Below are 20,502 nucleotides of genomic sequence, written 5' to 3' on the forward strand. Positions count from 1 at the left end.
CATTATATTATTAAATTATGTTGAAAGTAGGTGTATTTGGGGTTGGACATCTTGGAAAATTTCATTTAAACAACTGGAAGGAAATCGAGGGGGTTAAACTTGTCGGATTCTTTGACCCGAATAATGACAATGCCAAAGAAGTAGTAGAAAAGTATGGAATCAAAAGATTTATGGATGAAGATAAATTGATTGATGCCTGTGATGCTATTGACGTAATTACCCCGACCACCCTTCATTATGATATCTGCATGAGGGCTGTTAGAAAGGGCAAGCATGTATTTGTAGAAAAACCTATTACCCATACCTTACAAGAGGGGAAAGACCTTGTTAATATGGTAAGGGAAGCGAATGTTAAATTACAGGTTGGCCATGTAGAAAGATTCAATCCAGCGTATTTGGCTATCAAAGACATGCCCCTGAATCCCATGTTCATTGAAGTACATCGCCTAGCACAATTCAATCCTCGTGGAACTGAAGTTAGTGTAATACTTGACCTAATGATTCACGATATTGATATTATTCTTAGCCTTGTTAAAAGTGACGTGAAAAATATTGCGGCCAGCGGTGTAGCAGTAATGACAGACACACCTGATATTGCAAACGTTAGAATTGAATTTAACAACGGCTGTGTTGCCAATTTAACAAGCAGCAGAATTAGCATGAAAAAAATGCGCAAAATCAGGCTTTTTCAGAAGGACGCATATATCGGAATTGATTTTCTGGAAAAGAAAACCGAGATTATTAAACTGAAACAGCCAGAAGACGAAAAAGCTTTTTCTTTTGATATTGATACACCCAACGGCAAAAAAACAATTGCGATAGCCACACCTTCTATTGAACCTTTAAATGCAATTAAGTTGGAACTAAGTGCATTTGTAGATGCCATTGTTAATAACAAGCCTACTCAAGTAAACGAAATAGATGGATATCTTGCAATGGAAGTAGCCCATCAGATTCTGGATAAAATTAACAATACCAGCATATTGGTGTAAACGAATATTCAATATGCAAAACAGGAAGAGGAATATCAATTTATACATAGTAAGTGACTTTATTTTTTCTCTTGTTGCACTAATCATTTTTTTTCAAGTTTACCCCGAGCTGACAAAGTCAACAATTCAACTTTTTCAAATTGATATTGAAGGGCTTGAAACAATACTGAAATTCCTGTTTATTCCTGCTTACTGGATTGCTTTTTATTTTATTACAGGTAGTTACAGCCGGTCGCTGTATGACAAATCACGACTAAGTGAGTTAACTGCTAGTTTATTACACTCGCTTTTTGGAGTCTTGTTATTGTATATAATTCCCGGATTTCATCTGATACAACAAGCGAATCAGTTCTTTGTCTATTTCATCGTTCAGTTTATTATGATTGCGGGAGGAAGGACCATGCTTCTTTTTCAAACAAAGAAAACACTTAAGCGAGGAGAAGTTTTTTTTAAAACAATAATTGTTGGAAACAATACCAATGCAATCAAAGTATATGAAGCCCTTAATAGAAACTTTAAATACCTTGGCTTTAAAACAATTGGATTTGTATCGGCACACCCGGAAGAAATCAAAAATGGTTTGTCAAAATGGATGCCTCATTTAGGATCAGCCCGCCAGATAAAAAACATAGTAGAAGATTACGAAGTTGAAAGAGTAATCATTTCAATTGATAAAAAAGAACAAGAACTAATTGAAGAAATTGTTCGCATTTTAACAGAGAAAGAAATAGATATTAAACTAGTACCAGACACGATTGATATTTTAGCGGGTTCCGTTAAGACCAGTAATATACTGGGAGCCTTATTAATGGACATTCAGACAGCAACTATGTCTCCTGAGGAGCAACATATCAAAAGAATGATAGACATTCTGGCTGCGATCTTTGGTTTAATTATTTTGAGCCCTTTCATATTATACATCACCATCAGAACTCTTTTAAGTTCCCCTGGAGGGGCCATTTACAAACAGGAAAGAATTGGGTATAAGGGTAAGCCATTTTTTATTTATAAATTCAGGAGCATGTATCAGGATGCTGAAAAAGAAGGTCCTGCCCTTTCCAGTGATGAAGATCCAAGAATAACTTCCTGGGGTAAAATCATGAGAAAATGGAGACTCGACGAATTGCCGCAGCTTTGGAATATTATTAAAGGAGATATGAGTCTGGTAGGTCCCAGGCCAGAACGAGCAATTTATATTAATCAGCTTTTACAGGTTTCTCCATTTTACAGATATCTGTTAAAAGTTAAGCCAGGGCTTACATCCTGGGGGATGGTGCAATTTGGATATGCCTCTAACCTGGATGAGATGATAGAAAGGATGCAGTACGATTTAATTTATGTTGAAAATGCATCCCTTTTCTTAGACTTTAAAATCATGATGCATACACTTCGAATTATATTATCCGGTAAAGGAAAATAATCAACTCTTTGAAACACAATATTGAAATATTGTCATCGCAAGAAATTGACAAAAACAAATGGAACAAGCTTGTCAACGATTGTAACAATGGACTCATTTATGCTCAATCCGATTTGCTAGATAGTCTGGCTGATAACTGGGATGCTGTTATTGTTGGAGATTATGATGCAATTCTACCCATACCCCACAGAAAGAAATGGCATATTTCCTATTCCTACTCTGTTCCTTTTGTTCAGCAACTTGGATTAATTGGAAAGTCGGAGTTTTCCTATGCAGAAAAAATAAAATCACAAATACAGAAAAAATTCTGCTATGGTACTATCCAATTAAATTATGGCAATGTGGCAATAGCCTCTCAATTCGGAGCAACTCCAAAGACCAATATGTATTTATCATTGCAGCAACCATTTTCAGTATTGGAACAAACTTTTAAAAAAGAAATTTCCAGAATAAGCAACAAACTAATTACCAATAACTGGTCTGTTAAAAAAAATATACCCATTAAGGACTGCATGCATTTATACCGCCGGTTACTGGGCCATAAATTGCAGAATATCAGGGAAGAGGATTTTGAAAGACTGGTTCGGTTTTGCCATAAGAATAAAAACGAAAACCTACAATATTTTACCAGAGCTGTAGTGAATCCTTCAGGAGAAATTTGTTCTGTGGCTGTATTACTGAGAGACAATAAAAGAATCTACAATATCATCAATGCTTCAACAGCAGAAGGGAAAAAAACAAGTGCCAATTATTTACTTTATTACGAATGCCTAAAGGAATTCAGCGAATTACCATTGTTATTCGATTTTGAAGGTTCATCTATACCAGGAATTGCCAGCTTCTATAATAAGTTTAATCCCCTCAAAGAATTTTACTTTATATGGCATTATAACGCATTGCCCTTTCCCCTTTCCCTGATTCCTTAATAGGATTTTCTTTTTTGCAAAATAGACTCTGCCAATAATAAATCAACAGGTCGGGTAATTTTGAGATTATCATAATCCCCCTCTATTAAAAAAGTTTTTATACCGGAATATTCTACAACAGTGGCTTCATCAGTAAAAGAATCCTGATAAGCCTGATTAAAAGCAGAGATTAGCAATTCGCTTTTAAATGTCTGTGGCGTTTGTACAATTTTAACCAGATTCCGGTCAATAGCTGAATGACCGGAATTCATATCTACAATTCTAATACTATCGGTTGCGCTTACCACTGGTATAGCAGAGCCTAGCTTAGAAGCCTGTTCATAACAGGCCCTTATTAAGTTGGGTGTAACCAAACACCTAACCCCATCATGAACAAATACAATGGATTCCATATCCAGCAAATCAACCCCATTCTTAACCGAATGAAATCTTGTTTGTCCTCCGGCAACAATGGAAACAAAATCTTCTTTTCCCATTTCAGCTACCAGTTCTTTGCCATGATTTAAATAATCAGAGGGCAAAACCAGTATAATAGAAATATCGCTGAATGCTTCATAAAAAGCGTTCAACGTATACCACAGGAGGGGTTTATTATTCAATAACAAAAACTGTTTGGGAGTACTAACCCCCATTCTGGTACCCGATCCACCGGCAGTGATAATTGCAACTTTTTTAGCCATGATTTATTTATAAATAGCTACCAGGTTTTCACCCTTACTGCTTTTAATTCCCCGATACATTCCAGCACTATTAAACACCATGGCAGTATTGCCTTGTGCATCAATGCCAATCATTCCGCCCTCCCCATTCATGTTCACCAATTTTTCATTCACAACCTTATGCATTGCTTCCTGCAGACTCAATCCTTTATATTCCATCAAACAACTTACATCGTAAGAAGCTACCGCCCGTATAAACATTTCACCATGTCCCGTGCAACTGATAGCGCAAGTTTTATTGTTGGCATATGTACCTGCCCCAATTACCGGACTATCTCCAATTCTGCCATATTTTTTATTTGTCATCCCTCCGGTAGAAGTAGCCGCGGCAATATTACCCGCCGCATCCAAGGCAACTGCTCCAACCGTTCCAAATTTTCTATCCCTGAGCAATTCCTCCAGGTGATGATTGGTATGATCCAAAGAATAATTGTCAGAGTCTCTTATGGCTTTCCATTGGTCGTATCTAAATTGAGAAAAGAAGTAATCATCCGGTTCCAGCTTGATCCCCTGCTGTATGGCAAAATCATTGGCTCCCTTTCCACTTAAAAATACATGATTGCTGTTCGTCATAACTTCAGCTGCCAGTTCAATAGGATTTCTAACATTCCTTACACCGCAGATAGCTCCAGCAGCTAAATTGGCCCCATTCATGATGGCGGCATCCATTTCCTGAACCCCTTTCTTGGTAAACACAGAACCTTTCCCTGCATTAAATAATACATTGTCTTCCAAAACAATGATGGCGGCCTTAACCGCATCAATGGCAGTACCCCCTTTTTCAAGTGAAGCGTAACCACTATCAAGGGCATCCTGCAAAACACCGGAATAAGCATGCTCCAGTTCGGAGGACATATCTTTTTTAAGTATGGTTCCCGCACCGCCGTGAACTACTATGGTAAAATTTGACATTTCGCTAATTTTCAACGAAAGTAAAAATTATGTTGTCGCAAAGATTCTAAATAAATAAGTTGCCTATTAGAAAGCATTGAATAAAAATATCAAATTACTAATGAATCACTAATCAGTCAGAAATAGCCTGACTACTCAATAATCTCTTACATTCAATTAGTAATTTTTCTTTCTCAATGGCTACTGTCCCCACTGATTCACAAACAAGTCCACCGGCAATATTAGCCATTTCAGCAGCCAGTTGAATTTGCCTGGTAACAGCCATTACAAGGGATACTACTGCAATCACTGTATCACCTGCTCCACTTACATCCGCAATCTTTCTTACATGTGTTGGAATGATGGAACTACTCTGTTGATCCTGATAAAAAACGCCTTTTTCAGACAAGGTTATCAACGAGATCTGGTGCTGCAATACCTCATGTAAAATATGGTGTATATGTTGCATTTTCTTTAAATCAACTTCTTCAACAACCATATTCAATCCTTCCTTTACTTCTTTCAAATTGGGCTTGAAAAGGGTTACATTCTTATAGGATAAGAAGTTTTTCTTTTTGGGGTCTACCGCCGAGGTTATCTGATGCTGATTGCAAATGTCTACCAACTTTTCTATTGTTTGGCTGGTAAGAACGCCCTTGTTATAATCTTCAAATATTACAACGGAAGGATGATAAGCATTAATATACGCCTCTACTTGCTTAACCAATAACTCTTCCAATTTTGTATCTATATCGGAAGTAATTTCTGAGTCCAGTCGCATCATTTGCTGATTCCTAGACATGACCCGCACTTTATTGGTTGTAATTCTATCCTTAGATTCAATTACAAAGGAAGTATCAATTGACTGCTCCTTCATTAAACTTAATAAGGTCTTGCCATCAGCATCATTCCCAATAACAGAGATGATTCCTGTTTTAGCACCCAAAGAAGCGGTATTCAAAGCCACATTGGCCGCTCCGCCTACTCTGCATTCCTTGTGACGAACTTCAACAACAGGTACCGGTGCTTCCGGAGATATTCGCTCCACATTACCCCACCAATAAGTATCTAACATCACGTCCCCTACAATCAACACATGTGTGTCTTTGAAACGCTCAAAAAGCTGATCAAAATTCATGGAACTATTTTTTTGCATTCCTAACTGCTATAAAATATAAAGGTATCCCCAACAAAGTAATGATTAATCCTGGCCAGGTAAACTGAGGCTTATAAATAATTAACAATACACAGAAACTAATACCCATCAGCATATAAATTGCAGGTAATACCGGATAACCTACTGCCTTATAGGGTCTGGGCAAATCTGGTCTTTTCTTTCGAAGAATAAATATACCAGCGATGGTGAGAACATAGAAAATAACCACTATAAAGGACACCATATCTAGAAGGTCTCCATATTTACCGCTTAAACATAGCAAACTGGCAACAACACATTGCGCCCATAATGCCCATTCAGGAACAGCATTTTTATTAAGCTTGCCTGCGTTTTTAAAGAAAAGGCCATCCTGAGCCATTGTATAATAAACCCTGGCTCCCGCCAGTATTAAGCCGTTATTACACCCGAAAGTAGATATCATAATCATTGCGGCGATAATATAAGTACCCATGCCTCCAAAAATTACATTGGATGCGGTTACCGCTACCCTATCAGATTCTGCAAATGCAATCTGATCTAATGGCAAAACGCTTAAATACATCAGATTGGCAGAAACATAAATCAGGGTCACTATTAAAGTACCCAGAAATAAACTAAGTCCAATATTCTTTTGAGGGTTTTTAATTTCACCGGCAATAAATGTTACGTTATTCCAGGCATCGCTACTGAATATAGAGCCAACCATAGAAGCAGCAATAGCACCTAATGCTCCTGCACCCAGTACTGGGGCAATGATGGCTGCAGACATTTCCCCCGTTCCCTTTGTCATAGACTTCATAGTAAAAGCATCTGACCAGTTTGCATTCCATACATCAGCATCAGCAGCAAGTAAAAACCAAATACAATCAAGCCAAAAAGAGACAACAACTTCGTTACAGTAAATATGGTCTGAATCATTTTACCCCCCTGCACCCCTTTTGTATTAATATAGGTTAACAGGATAATGATAAAAATGGAAACAAACTGCGCAGGATAAATTTTAAAAGGGCCGAGCAAAAAGAGCACGTCCGATTCATTCATTTCCAATGCCGGAATAAAATAGGCCGCGAATTTGCAGAAAGCAACCCCTACTGCGGCAATAGTACCAGTCTGAATTACAGAAAAGAAACTCCAACCGTATAAAAAGCCGGTAAGTTTATTATAGGACTCTTTTAAGTAAACATACTGACCGCCAGCTTTGGGAAACATCGCACTTAGCTCTCCGTAACTTAATGCAGCGGTTAAAGTCATAAAACCAGTAAGCAACCAGACTACAATCAACCAACCCGCACTTCCTACATTGCGGGTAATATCAGCACTTACAATAAAAATTCCGGATCCAATCATACTGCCGGCTACAATCATGGTTGCATCCAGCAAACCCAGCGTGGGTTTAAAAGAAGGGGTAGTTTCTGACATAAAAAATCCCGCCCATTTTTAAAAAGGGCGGGAATGAAGATAACAAATATGGTTGAACGATTATTGCTTCTTTGGATACAACTTATTTAATCCTGAAACCAGGTCATTAGTAATGTTAAAAGCACTGTCTTTTAAATACATGAACTCCGGTGCACTGGAAAAAATATAGGCATAGCCCTTGTCTTTATTGTATTCTTTCAGGTAGTCTTCAATTTTCTTTTTTACATCCTGAAGCTTCTTAAAGCTTTCGTCCTGCATTTCCTGAGCCATCATTTGCTCTTTACCCTGATAGGTTCTTTCCATTTGTACCAGTTCTTGCTGCTTGCTTGCTAATTCAGCCTGAGAAAGGCTTTGACCCACACGCTGAAGCTCTTGGTACTTATTGGTGAATACATTTTTTAATTCGTTCAATTGCTTTGCATTGGCTTGATCTTTAAGCTGTAAAGAAGATCGAACTTCTTTAAAGTATTCAAATTGATTCTGAATAGAGTCAGACTCAAAATAAGCTATTTTGAATCCGCCTGCACCGGCACTTACAGAGCTGCCGCCGGCAACAGTGGAAACGGCTTTAGCGCTAGAAAAATGCAGATAAAATAAAACAGCTACACCAATAGCAGTAGCGATTGAAAGTCCGGTTATAAAGTTTTTCATAAAGTAATTATTTTTCTAAAATAAGTCAATTTTTAAAATAAAAACAAGGCGATTCATACTAATATAGATTTTCACAAACGCCTATTCAGTAAAAAAGTAGGAAGCATACGCTTCCTACTTTTACTTATCGTTTCAGTAACTGATTACTCTTCCTCATCAAAGCTCATCGCTTCTCTGGTTGTAGCCAGCACTTCATATTCTTCCTTACTTCCTACAATCATATTCTCGAACTCTTTCTGTCCGGAACCTGCTGGAATTAAGTGTCCTGTAATTACGTTCTCTTTCAGACCCAACATCGCATCTGTCTTACCCTGAATGGCGGCCTGACTCAATACCTTGGTTGTTTCCTGGAATGAGGCGGCTGAAATCCAGCTTTGAACACCCAATGAAGCCTTAGTAATACCTAGTAATACAGGACGGGCAGTAGCAGGTTTGGCATCTCTTACTTCAACCAGTTTTTTGTCTGCACGACGTAAGATAGAATTCTCTTCTCTTAATTCGCGTAAAGTAATGATTTGACCCGCTCTCATCTTAGTACTTTCGCCCGCATTGGTTACCACTTTCTTATCGAAGATTCTGTCGTTCTCTTCAATAAAGTCGAAGCGATCTTCTAAGTCCTCCTCTAAGAATTTGGTATCACCAGCATCTACAATTTCCACTTTCTTCATCATCTGACGTACAATCACTTCTACGTGTTTGTCGTTGATTTTAACCCCTTGTAAGCGGTATACTTCCTGAATTTCATTTACCACATATTCCTGAACCGCAAATGGTCCTTTGATAGCCAGGATGTCAGCAGGAGCAATCTGTCCATCAGACATTGGCGTACCAGCTTTCACGAAGTCACCATCCTGAACAAGGATTTGACGAGTCAATGGAACAAGGTATTTCTTAATCATTCCATCACGTGATTCTACGATAATCTCACGATTACCACGTTTCACGTTACCAAAGGAAACAACACCATCAATTTCACAAACAATAGCTGGGTTTCCTGGGTTACGAGCTTCGAACAATTCAGTTACTCGAGGAAGACCTCCGGTAATATCTCTTAGTTTTCCTAAGATACGAGGAATCTTCACCAATACCTGACCTGCTTTTACTTCGTCTCCTTCTTCTACACCAATATGTGATCCAACCGGTAAGTTGTATTGCTTGATATCTTTACCCTCTACAATAATGGTAGGGATTTTTGTTTTGTCCTTGGTTTCAATAACCACTTTTTCGCGGTGTCCTGTTTGTTCATCAGACTCGTCACGGTAAGTGATACCATCAAGGATATTTTCAAATTTGATAGAACCGTTTGTTTCAGCAACAATTACGTTATTGAACGGATCCCATGTACAGATAACATCTCCTTTCTTTACCTGAGCACCATCCTTAACATTTAAAGTAGCACCGTAAGGAACGTTGTTGGTAATCATTAAACGATCGTTCTTCACGTCCATGATTCTAACCTCACCCGTACGTCCGATAACAATTTTAGTCTTGGTTCCGTCATTACCAACTGTATCAACAGTTCTTAAACCGTCGAACTGAATGGTACCATCAAATTTGGCTTGTAAAGTAGATTCAATGGATGCAGATCCGGCAACACCACCCACGTGGAAAGTACGTAGTGTAAGCTGTGTACCAGGCTCACCAATAGATTGTGCGGCAATAATACCTACTGCATCACCTCTTTGAGCAAGATAACCAGTGGCAAGGTTCTTACCATAACACTTCACACAAACACCACGCTTGCTTTCGCAGGTAAGTACAGAACGAATTTCAACTGTTTCAATACCTACTTCTTCAATTTGCTTAGCCACATCAGAAGAAATTTCTTCACCGGCAAGGATGATTAATTCTTCAGTGATTGGGTGGTAAACATTATGTAATGAAGTACGTCCTTCAATTCTATCTGCCAATGGCTCTATTACATCTTCATTGTCTTTCAGTGCAGAAGTTGCAATACCACGTAAGGTTCCGCAATCCTCTTCAGAAATAACCACATCCTGTGAAACGTCCACCAAACGACGGGTAAGGTAACCCGCATCCGCTGTTTTAAGGGCTGTATCCGCAAGACCTTTACGGGCACCGTGGGTAGAGATAAAGTAATCCAATACGTTCAATCCACCTTTAAAGTTAGATAGGATCGGGTTCTCAATTACTTCAGAACCGGAGCTACCACTCTTACGAGGTTTAGCCATCAAACCACGAATACCTACTAGCTGCTTAACCTGTGTTTTACTACCACGGGCACCGGAATCCAACATCATGAATACAGAGTTGAAGCCCTGGTTGTCGATAGTCATTTCGCGAATCAAAGATTCGGTGATCTTCATATCGACTCTACCCCAGATATCAATAACCTGGTTGTAACGCTCGTTATTGGTAATAAGACCCATATTATAGCTATCCCAAACTTCTTCCACTTCAGACTTTGCACTCTCTAATAATTCATTTCTGATTTCAGGAACAATCAGGTCATTCACGCTGAAGCTCAATCCACCACGGAATGCCATACGGAATCCAAGTGTTTTGATATCATCCAGGAATTTAGCTGTTTTAGGAACATCAGTGATTTTGATAATATCCCCAATGATTTCCCTTAAGCTTTTCTTAGTCAACAATGCGTTTACAAAACCTACTTCCTGTGGAACGTACTGGTTAAACAATACACGACCAACAGTAGTATCAATTAATTTCTTTACCAGAACACCTTTCTCACGAACATTGGTTCTGACTCTGATATTCGCATGCAAGTCAACTCTACCTTCATTATAGGCAATGATCACTTCATCCATGCTGTAGAAAGCCATACCCTGTCCCTTGATGGTTTCAGTTTCTGTAGACTTTCTGCCCTTGGTAATATAATACAACCCAAGTACCATGTCCTGAGAGGGAAGGGTAATAGGCGTACCATTCTGCGGGTTTAGAATGTTATGAGAAGACAACATCAACAACTGTGCTTCCAGTATTGCAGCATTACTTAATGGAACGTGCACGGCCATCTGGTCACCATCGAAATCCGCGTTGAACGAAGAGGTAACCAATGGGTGAAGTTGAATCGCTTTACCTTCTACCAACTTAGGCTGGAACGCCTGAATGGATAGACGGTGAAGTGTCGGGGCACGGTTTAATAATACCGGATGACCCTTTAAGATATTTTCAAGGATATCCCAGATAACCGCTTCTTTGCGGTCTACTAATTTCTTAGCAGACTTCACGGTTTTTACAATACCTCTTTCAATTAATTTACGAATAACAAATGGCTTGAATAGTTCAGCAGCCATGTCTTTCGGCAATCCGCACTCATGTATTTTTAACTCAGGTCCTACTACAATTACAGAACGACCAGAATAGTCAACACGCTTACCCAATAAGTTCTGACGGAAACGACCTTGTTTACCTTTCAGTACATCAGATAAAGATTTTAAAGCACGACCGCCTTCAGCTTTAACAGCATTAGACTTACGAGAGTTATCGAACAAAGAGTCAATTGCTTCCTGCAACATTCTCTTTTCGTTTCTTAGGATAACTTCAGGTGCTTTAATTTCTAACAAACGCTTTAAACGGTTGTTACGGATAATTACACGACGGTATAAATCATTCAGATCAGAAGAAGCGAATCTACCACCATCCAATGGAACTAGCGGGCGCAATTCTGGCGGAATAACAGGAATATACTGCATTACCATCCACTCAGGGCGGTTGGTAATTCTGGTGCTTGCATCACGGAAAGATTCAACTACGCTCAAACGCTTAAGCGCATCTGCTTTACGTTGTTGAGAAGTTTCTGTAGCTGCGGCATTTCTTAGAGAGAAACTTAATTCATCCAAGTCAATGCGCTCTAACAAAGCATGAACTGCTTCAGCCCCCATTTTTGCAATGAACTTTTGAGGATCATCATCAGGTAGGAACTGATTGTCTTTTGGTAAGCCATCAATCAAGTCTAAGTATTCTTCTTCGGTTAAAAGATCTCCCATACTTAGGTTCTCTTTAATTCCACCTTGAATAACTACATAGCGCTCGTAATAGATAATGGTTTCTAATTTCTTGGAACTCATTCCAAGTAAGTAACCAATTTTATTAGGCAAGCTCTTGAAGTACCAGATATGTACTACAGGAACTACCAGCTTAATATGTCCCATGCGTTCACGACGCACTTTCTTTTCTGTTACTTCAACACCACAACGGTCACAAACGATACCCTTGTAACGGATACGCTTATACTTTCCACAAGCACATTCGTAGTCCTTAACGGGTCCGAAGATTCTTTCGCAGAATAAGCCATCACGTTCAGGCTTATAGGTACGATAGTTGATGGTTTCAGGTTTCAGTACTTCGCCAAAACTTCTTTCCAGGATACTGTCCGGAGAGGCCAGACTAATCGTGATCTGTGAAAAGGTTGGACGTTGTTTGTTTTCTCTTTTGATTGCCATATCGCGGTTGAGAATTTGAATTTTTTGTTAATCGAATTTAAGATCTAAACCAAGACCTCTTAATTCGTGCACCAATACATTGAATGATTCAGGAACGCCTGCTCTTGGAATATTTTCACCCTTCACAATTGCCTCATAGGTTTTTGCACGTCCAATAATATCATCAGACTTAAGGGTTAATAGTTCCTGCAGGATGTTGGCAGCACCATATGCTTCCAGTGCCCAAACCTCCATTTCACCAAAACGCTGACCACCGAACTGAGCCTTACCACCCAATGGTTGTTGAGTAATCAAGCTGTATGGCCCGATAGAACGCGCGTGCATCTTATCGTCTACCATGTGGTGTAGCTTAATCATATAGATTACACCTACAGTAGCTTTCTGGTGGAAACGTTCTCCGGTTTCACCGTCATACAAGTATGTATGACCGTTTCTCGGAATGCCCGCATCTTTACAGTATTGTTCTATTTGTGCAGTTGAAGCTCCGTCAAAAATTGGCGTAGCAAAACGAACACCTAAACGCTTACCGGTCCATCCTAAAATGGTTTCATAAATCTGACCAAGGTTCATACGGGAAGGTACCCCAAGTGGATTCAATACGATATCTACCGGTGTTCCGTCTTCCATAAATGGCATGTCTTCTGCACGTACAATTTTGGCAACAATACCTTTGTTACCGTGACGACCCGCCATCTTATCCCCTACTTTCAATTTACGCTTAACCGCTAAGTAAACTTTAGCCAGCTTCAATACACCTGCAGGTAACTCATCACCAATAGAGATGTTGAATTTCTCACGCTTGTATCTACCCAACTCTTCATTGAATTTAATGCTGTAGTTGTGTAGAAGGGTATTGATCTGGTCGTCAGTTTTTGCATCACCTGTCCAGCCCAATGGATTGACGTTCTGGTAATCAATAGTGCTTAGATTCTTCTGATTGAATTTAGCCCCCTTACCAATTAACATTTCACCGAAGTTATTGCTAACACCTGCAGAAGCTTTGTCTTTCAACAAGGTCTGTAGTTTCTCTAACAATAATTCCTTAATGGCTTCAACATTTTGCTGATGTACTTTCTCAACTTTTTCCAACAATGCTTTTTCACGAATCTTACCGTTCTTATCTTTCTTAGCGCGCTGGAATAATTTTTTATCAATTACTACACCTTCTGTACCATTTGGAGCTTTCAAAGAAGCATCTTTTGCATCACCGGCTTTGTCACCAAAGATGGCACGCAATAGTTTTTCTTCTGGGGTTGGATCAGACTCGCCCTTTGGCGTGATCTTACCAATCAGAATATCACCCTCTTTAATGGTAGCACCAATTCTGATGATACCATTCTCATCCAGATCCTTGGTTGCTTCTTCAGAAACGTTAGGGATATCCGGGGTCAATTCTTCTTCACCCAATTTTGTGTCACGAACTTCCAGTTCGTATTCATCAATATGTACAGAAGTAAATAAATCTTCTCTAACTACTTTTTCACTGATTACGATCGCATCTTCAAAGTTGTATCCTTTCCAAGGCATGAAGGCAACCTGAAGGTTACGGCCTAATGCCAGTTCCCCATCTTTGGTAGCATATCCTTCAGTTAGGAAATCCCCTTTCTTAACAACCTGACCTTTCTTAACCGCAGGGCTAAGGTTGATACAGGTAGCCTGGTTGGTTTTAATGAACTTAGTCAGCTTATAAACCTGTAAGTCGTCATTAAAGCTTACCAAACGATCTAAATCATTTCTATCGTAACGAACATGAATTTCATTAGCATCTACAAACTCAACCACACCATTACCTTCAGCGTGAATCTGAATACGAGCGTCGCGGGCTGCTTTTGCTTCCAAACCAGTACCTACGATAGGTACTTCCGGAACAATTAGCGGAACTGCCTGACGCTGCATGTTTGATCCCATCAAAGCACGGTTGGCATCATCATGTTCAAGGAATGGAATCAGGGAAGCACTCAAACCAACAATCTGGTTAGGGGCAACGTCCATGTATTCTACTTCCTCCTTATCTAAGATTGGGAAATCACCGGTTTGACGAGAAACTACTTTATCTTCAACGAACTCACCTTTCTCGCTCAACGGCGCATTACTTTGTGCAATTTTCGCAGTATCTTCTTCTTCAGCACTTAGGAAAGTAAGTTCTTTCATGTTCACTTTTCCGTTTTCTACTTTGCGGTATGGAGTTTCAATAAAGCCCATATCGTTGATAGCTGCGTGAACGCATAAAGTAGAAATCAATCCAATGTTTGGACCTTCCGGTGTTTCAATGGTACATAAACGACCGTAGTGTGAATAGTGTACGTCACGAACTTCGAAACCAGCACGCTCTCTGCTCAAACCACCTGGTCCTAGTGCGGAAATACGACGCTTATGCGTGATTTCACTCAAAGGATTGGTTTGGTCTAAGAATTGAGAAAGCTGAGAAGTACCAAAGAATGAATTGATAACAGAACTTAAAGTTCTTGCATTAATCAAATCAACTGGCGTGAATACCTCATTGTCACGAACGTTCATACGTTCGCGAATGGTTCTGGCCATTCTGGCAAGACCTACTCCAAACTGAGCATACAACTGCTCGCCTACTGTACGTACACGACGGTTGCTCAAGTGGTCAATATCATCTATTTCAGCCTTGGCATTGGTTAAACGAACCAGGTACTTGATGATTTCAATAATATCCTGCTTGGTTAATACCTTTTTGGTTAATGGGTAGTCAAGACCCAACTTTCTGTTGATCTTGTAACGACCTACTTCTCCTAAATCATAACGCTTGTCGCTGAAGAATAATTTATCAATAATACCTCTTGCCGTTTCATTGTCAGGAGCATCTGCACCACGTAATTGGCGATAGATATGCTGAACCGCTTCCAATTCACTGTTAGAAGTATCCTTGTTTAAGGTGTTATAAATGATTGCGTAATCACCACCCACATCTTCTTTCTGAATAAATACGCTCTTCACTTCCATTTCAATAATGGTGTCAATTGCTTCTTCATCCAGAACGGTGTCACGCTCCATAACGATTTCGTTACGCTCAATGCTCACTACTTCTCCGGTATCTTCATCCACGAAATCTTCTACCCAAGTTCTCAAAACGCGGGCAGCTAATTTTTTACCAACATGATGAGCCAGCGTTTTCTTGTCCGCTTTAACTTCATCAGCCATTCCAAATAGCTCTAGAATGTCTTTATCGGTTTCAAATCCAATAGAACGCAATAAGGTAGTAACCGGGAATTTCTTCTTACGGTCAATGTACGCATACATTACGTTATTGATATCTGTAGCAAACTCCATCCAGGCTCCCTTGAATGGGATTACACGGGCAGAGTAAATTTTTGTACCGTTGGGGTGAACAGACTGTCCGAAGAACACGCCTGGAGAACGGTGTAGCTGAGAAACAACCACACGCTCTGCACCGTTAATTACAAAAGTACCACGCGGAGTCATGTAAGGGATATTTCCTAAGAAAACATCCTGTACAATGGTTTGGAAATCCACGTGTTCCTCATCGTTACAACTTAAACGCAATTTAGCTTTTAAGGGTACGGCATAGGTTAATCCACGCTCCATACACTCTTCAATAGTGTAACGAGGAGGATCAATAAAGTAATCCAGGAATTCCAGTACGAAAATGTTACGCGTGTCTGTAATAGGAAAGTTTTCCTTAAACACACGGAACAACCCTTCCACATTACGCTTGTCGGGTGTAGTCTCTAACTGAAAAAACTCTTTAAAGGATTCTAACTGGATGTCGAGCAGGTCTGGGGCATCAGCCAAATGTTTAGTTTTACCGAAGCCGACCCTGTTGTTCATTGATGTAGTAGACATATGTATGTAAAACCGGTTTTTGTACAAAATAATTGGGGAGAATGGTGAAATTCTCTTAACGTACAATCGGCGCATTCATCACACAAAATCTGCGATAAAAATGTCCACCCGCTAAATTGCCCAAATTTAAGGATGGCAAAGGTAAGGAATGAATTAGAACCGCAAAAACAAATTTTGCGCCAAACTGCCCTTTGGGGATAAATTAACTCAAAAAAAAACCTTCCCGCCTGAATGTCAGGGGGAAGGTTCCAAATTATGTTGAAGTGGATTACTTAATTTCTACTTCAGCACCTGCTTCTTTCAACTTAGCAGCTAAATCGTCTGCTTCAGCCTTAGAAATGCCTTCTTTAACTGGCTTTGGAGCTCCGTCAACTAGGTCTTTAGCTTCTTTCAAACCTAAACCGGTTAATTCTTTAACGATTTTAACTACACCTAATTTGCTTGCTCCACCAGAAACAAGAATTACATCAAAAGATGTTTTCTCTTCAGCAGCAGCAGCGCCACCACCGTCTCCGGCAGCAACTACAACTGCAGCAGCAGCTGGTTCAATACCGTAATCAGCTTTTAATACATCAGCTAATTCTTGTACTTCTTTTACTGTTAAGCCTACTAGTTGTTCGGCTAATGCTTTTACGTCTGCCATTTTTTTACTTTTTTAACCGCTTTCAAAGCGTTTGCTCCAGCGGATGGTTATAAATATTGCCCCATTTGAACCTCAGGGGCGTTGGGATGTGCACAATAATTACTGAGCAGCAGCTTCTGCCTGCTTTTCGTGGTGTTGTAACAAACCAGCCAAAACACGCTTGGCAGGGGACTGTAACAATCCAATTACTTCACCAATCAATTCATTCTTAGTCTTGATTTGGGTAAGTGCTTTCAGGTTGTTATCGCCACTGTAAACTTCACCGTTAATGAAAGCCGCTTTTAAAACAGGCTTTTCCATATTTCCTTTGGAACGGAAAGAGCTGATAATTAAAGCTGGTTCTTTTGGATTCTCAGAGAACATCAATGCAGTTACATTGTGTAAAGAATCAAAAACACCCGCATATTTTTCAGCATCCAACGCTTCTAGGGCTTTGCGTATCAAAGTGTTCTTAGCCACTTTCATCTCAACATTCTTGTCGAAACAAGTTCTTCTAAGGTTAGAAACCTGCTCTACAGTCAGGGATTCAGTATCTGTGATATAGAAGTTGTTATACTGAGCGAATTTTTCCTTCAGTATTTCAATTACTTCGTTTTTTTGGTCTTTGTTCATAACTAATTTTTTTTAAAACCCGGGTCATTTCCAGCTAAGCAGGATCGCCAGGATTAGTTCATTAATGATTTGGTGTCTAATGCAATACCAGGGCTCATTGTGCTGGCCATGCTAGCTCCTTTAAGGTAGGTTCCTTTAGCAGTAGAAGGCTTCAACTTAATGATGGCATTGATTAATTCGGTGCTGTTTTCAGCTAATTTTTCAGGAGAGAAAGAAATTCTTCCGATAGAAGCGTGAACAATACCAGTTTTATCTACTTTGAAAGCGATTTTACCACCTTTTACTTCATTAACAGCGGCAGCAACGTCGTTGGTTACAGTACCGGTTTTAGGGTTTGGCATCAAGTTACGAGGACCCAATACTTTACCTAATTTACCAATCTTAGGCATAACCGCAGGCGTAGCGATGATTACATCGATATCTACCCAACCACCTTCAATCTTAGTAATGAATTCGTCCAATCCAACATAATCAGCACCTGCTTCGTTTGCAGCAGCTTCTTTATCAGGCGTACACAAAACCAATACTTTTTTGGTTTTACCAGTACCATGCGGCAATGAAACGGTACCACGTACCTGTTGGTCAGCTTTTTTAGGATCTACGCCTAAACGGATATGTAGGTCAACAGAACTGTCGAATTTTGTACAGTTGATTTCTTTAACCAATGATGCAGCTTCCTTAAGAGAATAAAACTTTGCTTTATCCACCTTAGTGTTCGCTACTTTTCTTTTTTTAGTAAGTGACATGTTTAATTAGTTAAGTAGGTGAATAAATTAGTTTTCCCAAGGGGCTTTACCATCAACGGTGATACCCATACTGCGTGCAGTACCGGCAACCATGCTCATGGCGCTGTTTAAAGTAAATGCGTTCAGGTCAGACATTTTGTCTTTGGCAATTGCTTCAACTTGTTCCCAAGTTACTTTACCTACTTTTTGACGATTGCTTTCCTTAGAACCTTTCTGAATCTTGGCAGCTTCCATTAACTGCACAGCAGCCGGAGCGGTTTTGATAACAAAGTCGAAAGATTTGTCAGAATAAACTGTGATAAGAACAGGAACAACTTTTCCCATTTTATCCTGAGTTCTAGCATTAAACTGCTTACAGAACTCCATAATGTTAACACCCTTAGAACCGAGTGCAGGGCCTACTGGAGGCGCAGGATTGGCTTGACCACCTTTCACCTGCAGCTTCACAAAGCCAGAGATTTCTTTTGCCATTTTTATTTGATTTAATTGGTAATAACGTCCCGGTTTTATGCAGGACTCCCAAATTCAATCGCTCTTTAAAAAAGAACTTTTGGGGCGGCAAAGGTAATGATTTATTTGAAACAGCCAAACTAAAATGCATTCAATGCATCAATCACCTGCTGAATAGCCAATTCGGTATGGCAGGCTGAACAAGGAAGGCTTAAAGTGGTTTCGTGAATGGTTTCAGAAATAGGAAAACTTAAATGACCCAATAGCTGCTTCATAGCTTTTTGCTTATTGGGGGGAACAGGATAATGAATTTCCGTTCCAATACCCAGTTTAAGCAGGTATTCCTTCAATTCCGCCCTCTTGGGATGACGAATATTGAAAATATGATATACGTCATGGTAATCCGGGTCAACTACAGGAAGAATAAAATCCTCTTTCAGTTGTTCCAGGTACATAGCAGCCAGCTTGCGTTTGTGATCATTGATTTTGTCCAGATAGGGCAGCTTCACACCAAGAAACATTGCTTGAATTTCATCGAGGCGGCTATTGTAACCTACTACTTCATTATAATATTTCCCCTGTGATCCATAATTACGAATCATTTTCAGGTCCTCGCAGATATCCGGATCATTGGTCAGTATGGCACCCGCATCACCCAGTGCACCCAGGTTTTTGCTGGGATAGAAACTAAAGCCACTCATAATACCAAAAGTACCTGCCATTCTCCCTTTGTATTTGGCACCATGCGACTGGGCACAATCCTCAATAATATGCAGGCCGTGTTTATCGGCAATGGACAAAATAGGATCCATTTCACAGCACTTGCCATACAAATGCACCACCATGATGGCTTTGGTTTTGGCCGTAATGGCTTCTTCTATTTTATTAGGGTCTATATTATAAGTGCGTATATCAGGTTCAACCAAAACAGGTTTATGACCAGCATGAATAATCGCAATAATGGAAGCGATATAGGTATTGGAAGGAACAATAATTTCTGACCCCTTTGGTAAATGCAAGGCCCAGATAGCCAGAATTAACGCATCCAATCCATTGGCAACTCCAACACAGTGATTCATTTGATTGTATCTGGCAAAATCCTCCTGGAATTTCTTTACCTCATCACCCAAAATATACCAGCCTTTGTCCAGAAACTGGCTAAATCTTTTTTCAAATAAAAGAGTATAGGGCTCATTCACTTTTGAAAGGCAGTCGTACGGTATCATTTTTTTTCGGGATAAGGCTCGTAAATATAATCGGAAGAATCAAATGTAGTGGAGGCAAATACCAGCAAAACAGCATCTTTAGAGAAGTCATACATTTTATGCCAGTCTCTGGTTTCCAGAATTAAACACTTGGAAGGATTGTCTAAAAGAAATTCCTCCACATGTTCTCCATCATTGTTCCAGACTTTGCAGGAACCATGAATACAAATGGCAGCCTGCACAGTTTCATGATGACGATGTCCTCCTCTAGCAGTTTCATCTACATTGTAAATGTAGAACACACGCTTAATTTTAAAAGGGAGCAAACGCTCGGCATTGTCCAGTACTGTCAACTCTCCACGGGTATCTTTAAAATTAACAAGATTCAGTATATGCGCCATATGAAACTAAGAT

17 protein-coding genes are annotated in these 20,502 nt (G+C 39.7%); 3 read left to right on the forward strand and 14 right to left on the reverse strand.

The genetic code is table 11. The features are described from left to right. Positions 1-17: 17 nt before the first annotated feature. Genes F777_RS0111985 through F777_RS0111995 form a run of 3 tightly spaced genes read left to right on the forward strand, consistent with a single transcriptional unit; the run spans position 18 to position 3,338 of the window. On the forward strand, positions 18-992 hold the full coding sequence (locus F777_RS0111985) for a Gfo/Idh/MocA family protein (RefSeq protein ID WP_026752247.1): 975 nt from the start codon (positions 18-20) through the stop codon (positions 990-992). A gap of 13 nt (positions 993-1,005) precedes the next feature. Further along, positions 1,006-2,412, forward strand: coding sequence for a sugar transferase (locus F777_RS0111990; protein ID WP_026752248.1), 1,407 nt, complete (start codon positions 1,006-1,008; stop codon positions 2,410-2,412). Positions 2,413-2,441: 29 nt separating this feature from the next. Next, positions 2,442-3,338 carry a hypothetical protein gene (locus F777_RS0111995; protein WP_026752249.1) on the forward strand — a complete coding sequence of 299 codons (897 nt, stop codon included), beginning with the start codon at positions 2,442-2,444 and terminating at the stop codon, positions 3,336-3,338. Here F777_RS0111995 and F777_RS0112000 read toward each other — a convergent pair. From F777_RS0112000 to F777_RS0112060, 14 genes are all read right to left on the reverse strand, one after another. Beyond that, the gene (locus F777_RS0112000; protein ID WP_037369438.1) at positions 3,335-4,018 is read right to left on the reverse strand and encodes a 2-C-methyl-D-erythritol 4-phosphate cytidylyltransferase; all 684 of its coding nucleotides are present in this window, start codon (positions 4,016-4,018) and stop codon (positions 3,335-3,337) included. The two genes, F777_RS0111995 and F777_RS0112000, sit on opposite strands and share 4 nt — an antisense overlap. A 3-nt stretch (positions 4,019-4,021) precedes the next feature. Beyond that, positions 4,022-4,969 (reverse strand): isoaspartyl peptidase/L-asparaginase family protein, encoded by a 948-nt coding sequence (locus F777_RS0112005; protein ID WP_026752251.1) that lies wholly within the window; start codon positions 4,967-4,969, stop codon positions 4,022-4,024. 112 nt (positions 4,970-5,081) lie between these two features. Beyond that, a complete protein-coding gene (locus F777_RS0112010; RefSeq protein WP_026752252.1) occupies positions 5,082-6,086 on the reverse strand; it encodes a bifunctional heptose 7-phosphate kinase/heptose 1-phosphate adenyltransferase in 1,005 nt (334 codons plus the stop codon). A gap of 4 nt (positions 6,087-6,090) precedes the next feature. Continuing rightward, entirely contained in the window at positions 6,091-6,894 is an 804-nt protein-coding gene (locus tag F777_RS18500) for an APC family permease (RefSeq protein ID WP_255326488.1), read from the reverse strand. Between the two features lie 5 nt (positions 6,895-6,899). Further along, positions 6,900-7,523 (reverse strand): APC family permease, encoded by a 624-nt coding sequence (locus F777_RS18505; protein WP_255326489.1) that lies wholly within the window; start codon positions 7,521-7,523, stop codon positions 6,900-6,902. A gap of 60 nt (positions 7,524-7,583) precedes the next feature. Further along, complete coding sequence (locus F777_RS0112020) at positions 7,584-8,174, reverse strand: OmpH/Skp family outer membrane protein (RefSeq protein WP_026752253.1); 591 nt, start codon at positions 8,172-8,174, stop codon at positions 7,584-7,586. A gap of 143 nt (positions 8,175-8,317) precedes the next feature. Continuing rightward, positions 8,318-12,601: a DNA-directed RNA polymerase subunit beta' gene (gene rpoC, locus F777_RS0112025; protein ID WP_026752254.1), complete on the reverse strand. Its 4,284-nt coding sequence runs from the start codon at positions 12,599-12,601 to the stop codon at positions 8,318-8,320. A 27-nt stretch (positions 12,602-12,628) separates the two neighbouring features. Continuing rightward, positions 12,629-16,432 (reverse strand): DNA-directed RNA polymerase subunit beta, encoded by a 3,804-nt coding sequence (rpoB, locus tag F777_RS0112030; protein WP_026752255.1) that lies wholly within the window; start codon positions 16,430-16,432, stop codon positions 12,629-12,631. Positions 16,433-16,700: 268 nt separating this feature from the next. Next, on the reverse strand, positions 16,701-17,075 hold the full coding sequence (rplL, locus tag F777_RS0112035; RefSeq protein WP_026752256.1) for a 50S ribosomal protein L7/L12: 375 nt from the start codon (positions 17,073-17,075) through the stop codon (positions 16,701-16,703). Between the two features lie 99 nt (positions 17,076-17,174). Then, positions 17,175-17,687 (reverse strand): 50S ribosomal protein L10, encoded by a 513-nt coding sequence (gene rplJ / locus F777_RS0112040; RefSeq protein ID WP_026752257.1) that lies wholly within the window; start codon positions 17,685-17,687, stop codon positions 17,175-17,177. A gap of 53 nt (positions 17,688-17,740) precedes the next feature. Then, a complete protein-coding gene (rplA, locus tag F777_RS0112045) occupies positions 17,741-18,433 on the reverse strand; it encodes a 50S ribosomal protein L1 (RefSeq protein WP_026752258.1) in 693 nt (230 codons plus the stop codon). A 27-nt stretch (positions 18,434-18,460) separates the two neighbouring features. Then, entirely contained in the window at positions 18,461-18,904 is a 444-nt protein-coding gene (rplK, locus tag F777_RS0112050) for a 50S ribosomal protein L11 (RefSeq protein ID WP_026752259.1), read from the reverse strand. 119 nt (positions 18,905-19,023) lie between these two features. Further along, positions 19,024-20,109: a DegT/DnrJ/EryC1/StrS family aminotransferase gene (locus tag F777_RS0112055; RefSeq protein WP_026752260.1), complete on the reverse strand. Its 1,086-nt coding sequence runs from the start codon at positions 20,107-20,109 to the stop codon at positions 19,024-19,026. Further along, positions 20,106-20,489 carry a sugar 3,4-ketoisomerase gene (locus F777_RS0112060; RefSeq protein ID WP_026752261.1) on the reverse strand — a complete coding sequence of 128 codons (384 nt, stop codon included), beginning with the start codon at positions 20,487-20,489 and terminating at the stop codon, positions 20,106-20,108. The genes F777_RS0112055 and F777_RS0112060 overlap by 4 nt, the downstream gene beginning before the upstream one ends. Between the last annotated feature and the right edge of the window lie 13 nt (positions 20,490-20,502).

It is taken from the genome of Sediminibacterium sp. C3 (genome assembly GCF_000508085.1).
In the GTDB taxonomy this organism is placed as follows: Bacteria; Bacteroidota; Bacteroidia; order Chitinophagales; family Chitinophagaceae; genus Sediminibacterium.

Coding starts and splice junctions, on each gene's coding strand:
- F777_RS0111985 (WP_026752247.1), top strand. CDS start 18: ATGTTGAAAGTAGGTGTATTTGGGGTTGGACATCTTGGAAAATTTCAT.
- F777_RS0111990 (WP_026752248.1), top strand. CDS start 1,006: ATGCAAAACAGGAAGAGGAATATCAATTTATACATAGTAAGTGACTTT.
- F777_RS0112000 (WP_037369438.1), bottom strand. CDS start 4,018: ATGGCTAAAAAAGTTGCAATTATCACTGCCGGTGGATCGGGTACCAGA.
- F777_RS0112005 (WP_026752251.1), bottom strand. CDS start 4,969: ATGTCAAATTTTACCATAGTAGTTCACGGCGGTGCGGGAACCATACTT.
- F777_RS0112010 (WP_026752252.1), bottom strand. CDS start 6,086: ATGAATTTTGATCAGCTTTTTGAGCGTTTCAAAGACACACATGTGTTG.
- F777_RS18500 (WP_255326488.1), bottom strand. CDS start 6,894: ATGACAAAGGGAACGGGGGAAATGTCTGCAGCCATCATTGCCCCAGTA.
- F777_RS18505 (WP_255326489.1), bottom strand. CDS start 7,523: ATGTCAGAAACTACCCCTTCTTTTAAACCCACGCTGGGTTTGCTGGAT.
- F777_RS0112020 (WP_026752253.1), bottom strand. CDS start 8,174: ATGAAAAACTTTATAACCGGACTTTCAATCGCTACTGCTATTGGTGTA.
- rpoC (WP_026752254.1), bottom strand. CDS start 12,601: ATGGCAATCAAAAGAGAAAACAAACAACGTCCAACCTTTTCACAGATC.
- rpoB (WP_026752255.1), bottom strand. CDS start 16,432: ATGTCTACTACATCAATGAACAACAGGGTCGGCTTCGGTAAAACTAAA.
- rplL (WP_026752256.1), bottom strand. CDS start 17,075: ATGGCAGACGTAAAAGCATTAGCCGAACAACTAGTAGGCTTAACAGTA.
- rplJ (WP_026752257.1), bottom strand. CDS start 17,687: ATGAACAAAGACCAAAAAAACGAAGTAATTGAAATACTGAAGGAAAAA.
- rplA (WP_026752258.1), bottom strand. CDS start 18,433: ATGTCACTTACTAAAAAAAGAAAAGTAGCGAACACTAAGGTGGATAAA.
- rplK (WP_026752259.1), bottom strand. CDS start 18,904: ATGGCAAAAGAAATCTCTGGCTTTGTGAAGCTGCAGGTGAAAGGTGGT.
- F777_RS0112055 (WP_026752260.1), bottom strand. CDS start 20,109: ATGATACCGTACGACTGCCTTTCAAAAGTGAATGAGCCCTATACTCTT.
- F777_RS0112060 (WP_026752261.1), bottom strand. CDS start 20,489: ATGGCGCATATACTGAATCTTGTTAATTTTAAAGATACCCGTGGAGAG.